At 77.1% G+C, this 7,559-nt stretch carries 5 protein-coding genes; 3 read left to right on the top strand and 2 right to left on the bottom strand.

Annotated elements, in window-relative coordinates; genetic code table 11:
* Positions 1–65 precede the first annotated feature (65 nt).
* On the bottom strand, positions 66–1,769 hold the full coding sequence (locus ACI79B_RS22230) for an FAD-binding oxidoreductase (RefSeq protein WP_456930176.1): 1,704 nt from the start codon (positions 1,767–1,769) through the stop codon (positions 66–68).
* Positions 1,770–1,807: 38 nt separating this feature from the next.
* Between ACI79B_RS22230 and ACI79B_RS22225 the strand changes: the two genes are divergently transcribed.
* The 3 genes from ACI79B_RS22225 to ACI79B_RS22215 all read left to right on the top strand — a co-directional run bounded on the left by ACI79B_RS22225 (position 1,808) and on the right by ACI79B_RS22215 (position 6,605).
* Entirely contained in the window at positions 1,808–3,313 is a 1,506-nt protein-coding gene (locus ACI79B_RS22225; protein WP_456930177.1) for a glycerol-3-phosphate dehydrogenase/oxidase, read from the top strand.
* A gap of 89 nt (positions 3,314–3,402) precedes the next feature.
* Positions 3,403–5,736, top strand: coding sequence for a glycoside hydrolase family 65 protein (locus ACI79B_RS22220; RefSeq protein ID WP_456930178.1), 2,334 nt, complete (start codon positions 3,403–3,405; stop codon positions 5,734–5,736).
* A 74-nt stretch (positions 5,737–5,810) separates the two neighbouring features.
* The gene (locus tag ACI79B_RS22215; protein ID WP_456930179.1) at positions 5,811–6,605 is read left to right on the top strand and encodes a class I SAM-dependent methyltransferase; all 795 of its coding nucleotides are present in this window, start codon (positions 5,811–5,813) and stop codon (positions 6,603–6,605) included.
* Positions 6,606–6,697: 92 nt separating this feature from the next.
* Here ACI79B_RS22215 and ACI79B_RS22210 read toward each other — a convergent pair whose 3' ends face one another.
* Positions 6,698–7,450, bottom strand: coding sequence for a MerR family transcriptional regulator (locus ACI79B_RS22210; RefSeq protein ID WP_456930180.1), 753 nt, complete (start codon positions 7,448–7,450; stop codon positions 6,698–6,700).
* Between the last annotated feature and the right edge of the window lie 109 nt (positions 7,451–7,559).

Here is a 7,559-nt window from a genome sequence, read left to right as displayed (position 1 = left end):
TCCTGGCTCACCATCCACGGTGAGCCAGGACGCGCGGCGGTGAGCTCAGCTGATCATCCGCGGCGTCAGTCGGGCAGCAGGACCCCCGGGTTGCAGACGCTCTGCGGGTCCAGCCGGGCCTTGACCGCGCGCAGCACCTCGACGCCGAGCGGCCCGACCTCGCGCTCCAGCCAGGGGCGGTGGTCGTGGCCGACGGCGTGGTGGTGGGTGAGCGTGCCGCCCGCGGCCAGCAGCGCCTCGGTGGCCGCCCGCTTGGCGGTGAGCCACTGCTGCAGCGGCAGGTCGTCGTCGCGGTCGGCGAGCACCGTGACGTAGAGGGAGGCGCCGGTGGCGTAACCGTGGGACACGTGCGTCATCAGCAGCGGCTGCTTGCCGGGGCGGCCCAGCGACTCGCGCAGCGCGGTGCGGACGGCGTCGTACACGGTCGGCAGCGCGGTCCAGGTGGCCGCCGTCTCCAGGGTCTCGACCAGGAGGCCGGCGTCCATGAGCCGGTCGCGCAGGTAGGGGGCGGCGAACCGGTGCTTGCGCCAGGACTCGCCCACCCGGCGGCCGACCCGCGCCGCGCCGTGCTCGCGCAGCACCGGGAGCACCGCCCGGCGGCGGGCCCGCACCACCTGCGGCAGGCCCTCCCAGCCGACGACGAGGAGGCAGCCGTCGCCGCGGCCGCGGGCCCGCAGGGCGCCGCGCAGCAGCCGGGCACCGGTGCCGGCGGCGTTGAGCAGGTTGGCGCGGGTCTCGTCGGGGTCGGAGAGCCGGACGACGTCGGGCAGCAGGTCGTGCCGCGCCAGCCGCTGCAGCCCGGCGAGCCCGTCGGCCCAGGTCCGGAACGACCAGCCCTCGTACACCCGGGCCCGCGGCGCCGGGCGCACCCGCAGCCGCAGCTCCGTGATGATCCCGAGCGCGCCCTCGGAGCCCAGCGCCAGGCCGAGCAGGTCGGGACCGGCCGCCGACGCCGGCGGGTGACCGAGCTCCAGCACCCCGGACGGCGTGGCCAGGGTCAGGCCCGCGACGAGGTCGTCGAAGCGGCCGACGCCGGTGGAGGACTGCCCGGCCGAGCGGGTGGCCGCGTAGCCCCCGAGCGTGGCGTACTCCCAGCTCTGCGGCAGGTGGCCGAGCGTCAGCCCGTGCGCGCCCAGCGCCTCCTCCAGCGCCGGGCCGCGCATGCCGGGGCCGGCGGTGACCAGCGAGGAGGCGACGTCGACGTCGGTCAGCGCCGCCATCCGGGACAGGTCGACCGACAGCGAGGGGCGGTCGTCGGGGTCCATCCCCGACAGCCCGCCGACCACGCTGGTGCCGCCGCCGAACGGCACGACGACGACCCCCCGCTCGGCGCACAGCGCCAGCAGCGCCGCCGTCTCCGCCGTGCTGCCGGGCAGGACGACGGCGTCGGGCGCGTCGGAGGCGTCGCCCTCCCGCCGGCGCAGCAGGTCCAGGTAGCTCTTGCCGCCGGCCCGGCGCAGCCGCGCCTCCCGGTCGGTGCGCACGTGCTCCGCGCCGAGCAGCGTGACCAGCGCATCGTGCACGTCGGCCGGCAGCCGCGAGGGCGCCACCCGGATGTCGGCGACGGCGACCGGCGGGGTCGGCCGCGGCTCCCAGCCCAGCTCCTTGGCCAGGTGGCGGCGGGCGGCCTTGGGCAGCGCGGTGGCGAGGTCGGGGTCGCGGGTGAGCTCGAGGGAGCCCTCCGCCGCGTCCCTCGGCTCGGCCACCGTGGCCACGCGGGAGCTGCCGGGCCCCCACCCCTGGACGGTCAGTTCCGGCTGCTCGGGCACGGCTACAGTCTGCCGGTGCTCCGACCGGGACCCCGCACGTGACCGGCGGGCCCGACCTCACGCCGGAGCGCCGCGCGGCCGACCTCGGGGCCCTGGCCGGCGGGGTCGACGTCGTCGTCGTGGGCGGGGGCGTGACCGGCGCCGGGGTGGCCCTCGACGCCGCCGCCCGCGGGCTGTCCGTGGCGCTGTTGGAGCGCACCGACCTCGCCGCCGGCACCAGCCGGTGGTCGAGCAAGCTGGTGCACGGCGGCCTGCGCTACCTGGCGCACGGCGAGGTCGGGCTGGCGCGGGAGAGCGCCCGCGAGCGCGCCGTCCTCATGCGCACCACCGCGCCGCACCTGGTCCGGGCGCTGCCGTTCCTGGTGCCCGACGCCGCCGGCCGGGACGTCAGCGCCGTCGGCGCGCTGGGCGGCCGGCTGGGGGACGCGGTGCGCCGGTCGGTGCGCGGCGGGCGCGGCTCGTTGCCGGGCACCCGCCGGGTCGGCGCCGCGGAGGTCGCGCGGCTGGTGCCCGCGGTGCACCCCGGCCGCGGCGGCGCCGTCTTCTGGGACGGCCAGCTCACCGACGACGCCCGGCTCGTCGTCGCGCTGGCCCGCACCGCCGCCGCGCACGGCGCCCGGGTGCTCACCGGCGCGCGGGTGACCGGCGTCGACGACGGCGAGGTGGCAGTGGAGGCCGACGGCGCGGCGCTCACCGTGCGGGCGGGCGCGGTGGTCAACGCGACCGGCGTGTGGGCGCAGGCGCTCGCGCCCGGCATCCGGCTGGCGCCCTCGCGCGGCTCGCACCTCGTCGTCCGCGCCGGCCGGCTCGGCGACCCGGTCGCGGCGCTCACCGTGCCGCTGCCCGGCTCGCGCTCGCGGTACGTCTTCGCGCTGCCCCAACCCGGCGGGCTGGTGTACCTGGGGCTCACCGACGAGCCGGTGCCCGGGCCGGTCCCCGACGACGACCCGGTCCCGGCCGACGCCGAGGTGCGGCAGCTGCTCGACACCGTCAACCGGGTGCTGGCCGTGCCGCTGACCGGCGGCGACGTCGTCGGCTCCTACGCCGGGCTGCGGCCGCTGGTGCTGCCGGAGTCGGCCGGCGCGGGGCCGGGCGACGCCACCGCGGACCTGTCCCGGCGGCACCTGCTGCGGTGGGACGGACCGGTCCTCTCGGTGGTCGGCGGCAAGCTCACGACCTACCGGGCGATGGCCGAGGAGGCCGTGGACGCCGTCGTCGCGCGGCTGGGCCGGGGCGCGCGGCGCTCGCCGACCGCCCGGCTGCCGCTGGTCGGGGCGGCGTCCCCGGCCGAGCTGGCGCGGGTGCCGGCCCCGGCGCGGCTGGTCGCCCGGTACGGCACCGAGGCGCCGCGGGTGGCCGCGCTCGGCACCGAGCCGGTGGTCGGGGGCCGCCCGGAGACGGTGGGGGAGCTGCGCTTCGGCGCGCTGGCCGAGGGGGCGCGGAGCGTGGCCGACCTGCTCGACCGGCGGGTGCGGCTGGGCCTGGTCCCGGCCGACCGGGAGCGCGCGGCCGCGACCGCGGCGGCGGTCCTCGAGGAGGTGTGACGGCCCGGGATCGCGCGGGCGGCCGCCGGGCGGTAGGACGGGAGGGGGACGCCGGCCGGGTCCCGCCCTCCGAGACGGCGAGGACCACCGTGAGCGCCCCGACCCTCGATGTCGACCCCTGGACGGTCCGCGAGCCGCACGTGGACACCCGGGCGCTCGACGTCGCCGAGTCCCTGTTCAGCCTGTCGAACGGCTACGTCGGCGTACGGGGGACGCTCGACGAGGTCGAGCCCTTCGGCATGCGCGGCACCTACCTGTCCGGGGTGTACGAGACCCACCCGCTGTCCTATCCCGAGGGTGGCTACGGCCAGCCCGGAGAGGGGCAGGCGCTGCTCACCGTCGCGGACGGCACCCCGATCCGCCTCCTGGTCGACGGGATCCCGCTCGACGTGCGCGAGGTCCGGCCGGAGGTCCACGAGCGCACGCTGGACCTGCGTGCCGGGACGCTCGACCGGCGCGTGCGCTGGAGGACGCCGACGGGGACGACGATGGAGGTGTGCTCCCGGCGGCTGGTCTCGCTGGCGGAGCGGGCGGTCTGCGCCGTCCGGTACGAGGTGCGCGCGCTGGACGGTCAGGCGCACGTCGTCGTGCGGTCCGAGCTGGCGAGTGGGTCGGTGACGCCCACGGGCGTGGACAACGACGACCCCCGCGTCAAGGACTGCCTCGACAACGCCTTCGAGCCGCGGGAGCACGGCTCGACGGGCAGCGGCGGCACCCTCGCGTCCCGGACGCGGCGGTCGGACATCACGGTCGCCGCCGCCGTCGAGCACGTGGTCGACGACGGGGCGCGGATCAGCACGGACGCCGACGAGCACCGGGTGGTCACCACCGTCGCCGCCCACCTGACCCCCGGCGCCACCCTCGGGATCACCAAGGTCGTCGCCTACACGTGGTCGCTCGACGCCTGGGCCGGCTCCCTCGTCGGCGAGGCGGCGGCGGCGGTGTCGTCCGCGCTCGACCTGGGGTGGGAGGGGCTGCTCGCCGCCCAGCGCGGCGTGCTCGACGAGTTCTGGGCGACCGCCGACGTCGAGGTGGACGGCGACCCCGAGCTGCAGCAGGCGCTGCGCTACAGCGTCTTCCAGCTGTTCTGCTCCGCCGCCTGCATCTCCGGCGCCCCCGTCGGGGCCAAGGGGCTGACCGGCATGGGGTACAGCGGCCACACCTTCTGGGACGTCGAGGGGTTCGTGCTGCCCGCCCTGACCCTGCTGCGCCCGGACACGGCCGCGCGCCTGCTGCGGTGGCGGGCGGGCACGATCGACGCCGCCCGGGAGCGGGCCCGGACGCTGGGCCGGGCGGGTGCGACGTTCGCGTGGCGCACCATCAGCGGGCCGGAGGTGTCGGCGTACTGGCCGGCGAGCACGGCGGCGATGCACGTCAACGCCGACGTCGCCCGCGCCTTCTGGCTCTACGAGAACGCCACGGGCGCCGACCTCGACGACGTCGGCGGTCTGCCGGTGCTGGTCGAGACGGCGCGGCTGTGGACGTCGCTGGGGCACGAGGACGCGGCCGGGGCGTGGCACCTGTTCGGCATGACCGGCCCGGACGAGTACACCGGGGTCGTCGACGACAACGTCTTCACCAACCTCATGGCGCGGGCCAACCTGCGGCGCGCGGCCGACGCCTGCCGCAGGTACGAGGCGCGGGCCGCGGAGCTCGGCGTGGACCACACCGAGACCGCCGCCTGGCGGGCCGCGGCCGACGCCGTCCACGTGCCGTGGGACGAGGGCCTGGGCGTGCACCCCATGAACGCCAACTTCACGTCGTACGAGGAGTGGCCCTTCGAGGAGCAGTGCGACGCCTACCCGGTGCAGGAGCACAACCACTACGCCACGTTCTACCGGCGGCAGGTGCTCAAGCAGGCCGACCTCGTCCAGGCGCTGTGGTGGTGCCGCGACGAGTTCACCGACGAGCAGGTGGCGCGCGACCTCGAGTACTACGAGGCGCGCACCGTGCGGGACTCCTCGCTGTCGGCCGCGGTGCAGGCGGTGGTGTGCGCCCAGGCGCAGCACCCCGACCTCGCCCTGCGCTACCTGCGCGAGTGCGCGCTCGTGGACCTGCGCGACGTCCAGCAGGGGACGGCCCAGGGGCTGCACCTCGCCTCGGTGGCCGGGGCCTGGCTGGCGCTCGCGGCGGGTCTGGGAGGTCTGCGCGAGGACCACGAGGACCTCGAGATCGCGCCGCTGCTGCCGTCGTCGCTGTCCCGCACGGCGTGGCACGTCACCTGGCGCGGCAGCGTGCTCCGCGTCGAGACGACGCAGGAGGGCACCACGCTCACGCTGGTGCGCGGCGAGGGGCCGGTGACCGTCGTCGTCGACGGCACCGCGCAGTCGGTCACGGCCACCCCGGTGCGCGTGCCGCTGCGCGCGCCCACCCCGCTGCTCGGCGAGCCGCGGCAGCCGGCCGGGCGCGAGCCGCGCACCTGACGTCCCGGGCGGTCGCATCCCATCCGATGAGACGACCGTTCCGCTGCATGGGACGGACGGAGCAGGATGCCGGCGTGGACACCTACACGCACGGGCACGCCGAACCGGTCCTGCAGTCGCACCGCTGGCGCACCGCGGAGAACTCCGCCGCGTACCTGCTGCCGCACCTGCGCCCCGGGCTCGACCTGCTCGACGTCGGGTGCGGGCCGGGCACGATCACCGTCGACCTCGCCCGCCGGGTCGCGCCCGGCCGCGTGCTCGGCCTCGACGTCTCGGCCGACCCGCTCGACGAGGCCCGGGACCTCGCCGGGCGGGAGGGCGTCACGGTGACCTTCGCCGTCGGCGACGTCTACGCCCTCGACCTGCCCGACGGCTCGGTCGACGTCGTCCACGCCCACCAGGTGCTGCAGCACCTCACCGACCCGGTGGCGGCGCTGCGCGAGATGGCGCGGGTCTGCCGCCCCGGCGGGCTGCTCGCGGTCCGGGACGTGGACTACGCCGCCACCTGCTGGTTCCCCGCCGACGCCGGCCTGGACCGGTGGCTGGAGCTCTACCACTCGGTCGCCCGCGCCAACGGCGCCGAGCCCGACGCCGGCCGCCGGCTGCTGTCCTGGGCGCACGCCGCGGGCCTGCGCGACACCACCGCGACGACCGGCTCCTGGTGCTACGCCTCACCGGCCGAGCGGGAGTGGTGGGGCCGCTCGTGGGCCGGCCGCGCGACGGCGTCGGCGTTCGCGGAGCAGGCCCTGGCGTACGGCCTGGCCACGCGGGACGAGCTCGAGGAGCTCGCCGCCGCGTGGCTGCGCTGGGCCGCCGCGGACGACGGCTGGCTCGCCATGCTGCACGGCGAGCTGCTCGTCCGGGTCTGAGCCCCGCTGCGTCCCGCCGAGATCGCGGGATCTCGACGCCCAGGGGCCCCGGAAGTGCCGAGATCGCGCGATCTCGACGACGGGGAGCGGGCTCAGCCCTGGCGGGCGGCGTTGGCCTGGACGGCGGTGCTCACCCACTGCGCCAGGCCCGGCGCCACCTGCTCGTAGGTGGCGGTGAACCGCTCGTCCTCGACGTACATCCGGCCGAGGGCCGCGTGCATCTCCGGCGGGCAGTCGTAGAACCACCGGGAGATCTGCTGCCGCGCCTCCTCGGCGAGGTCCATGCCCTGCGGCGAGTCGGGCGCCACGCCACCGTGCAGCGCCTCGGCCATCCGCCGGTTGAGGTCCTCGCCCTCGGCCCTGATCCGGACCCAGTCCTCCTTCGTGTAGGCCGCGGTGCGCCGCGCGGACTCGCGGTAGGCGTCGGTGTCGCCCCACCGCTCCTGGACCTCGGCCTCGTACCGCTCCGGGTCGTGCTCGCCGAACACCTCGAACCGCTCCTCGGGGGTCAGTGCGATCCCCATCTGCCTCGCCTCCATCTCCTTCTCGACGGCCGCGACCATCGCGCGCGTCCGCTCCAGCCGGTCCCGCAGCAGCCGGTGCTGGCGGCGCAGGTGCTCGGCGGGGTCGGCGGACGGGTCGTCCAGCAGGGCCGCGACCTCCTCGAGGGGGAACCCGAGCTCGCGGTAGAGCAGCACCTGGTGCAGCCGGTCCAGGTCCGCCGCCGAGTAGCGGCGGTAGCCGGCCGCGGTGCGTCCCGACGGCGACAGCAGGCCGATCCGGTCGTAGTGGTGCAGCGTGCGCACCGTGACGCCGGCCAGCGCCGCCACCTCGCCCACCTTCATCCCGGGTCCCTCCTCCCTGACGGCGACGAGTGCACAGCCTGACGTCGCGTCAGGGTCAAGCGCGATCGTCGCGTCGGGGTCGAGCGCGATCGTCGCGTCGGGTCGAGCC

Source organism: Geodermatophilus sp. SYSU D00879, from assembly GCF_054050375.1.
Note: the sequence above shows the minus strand (reverse complement) of the source record. Positions and strands in the feature narration are given on the sequence as shown.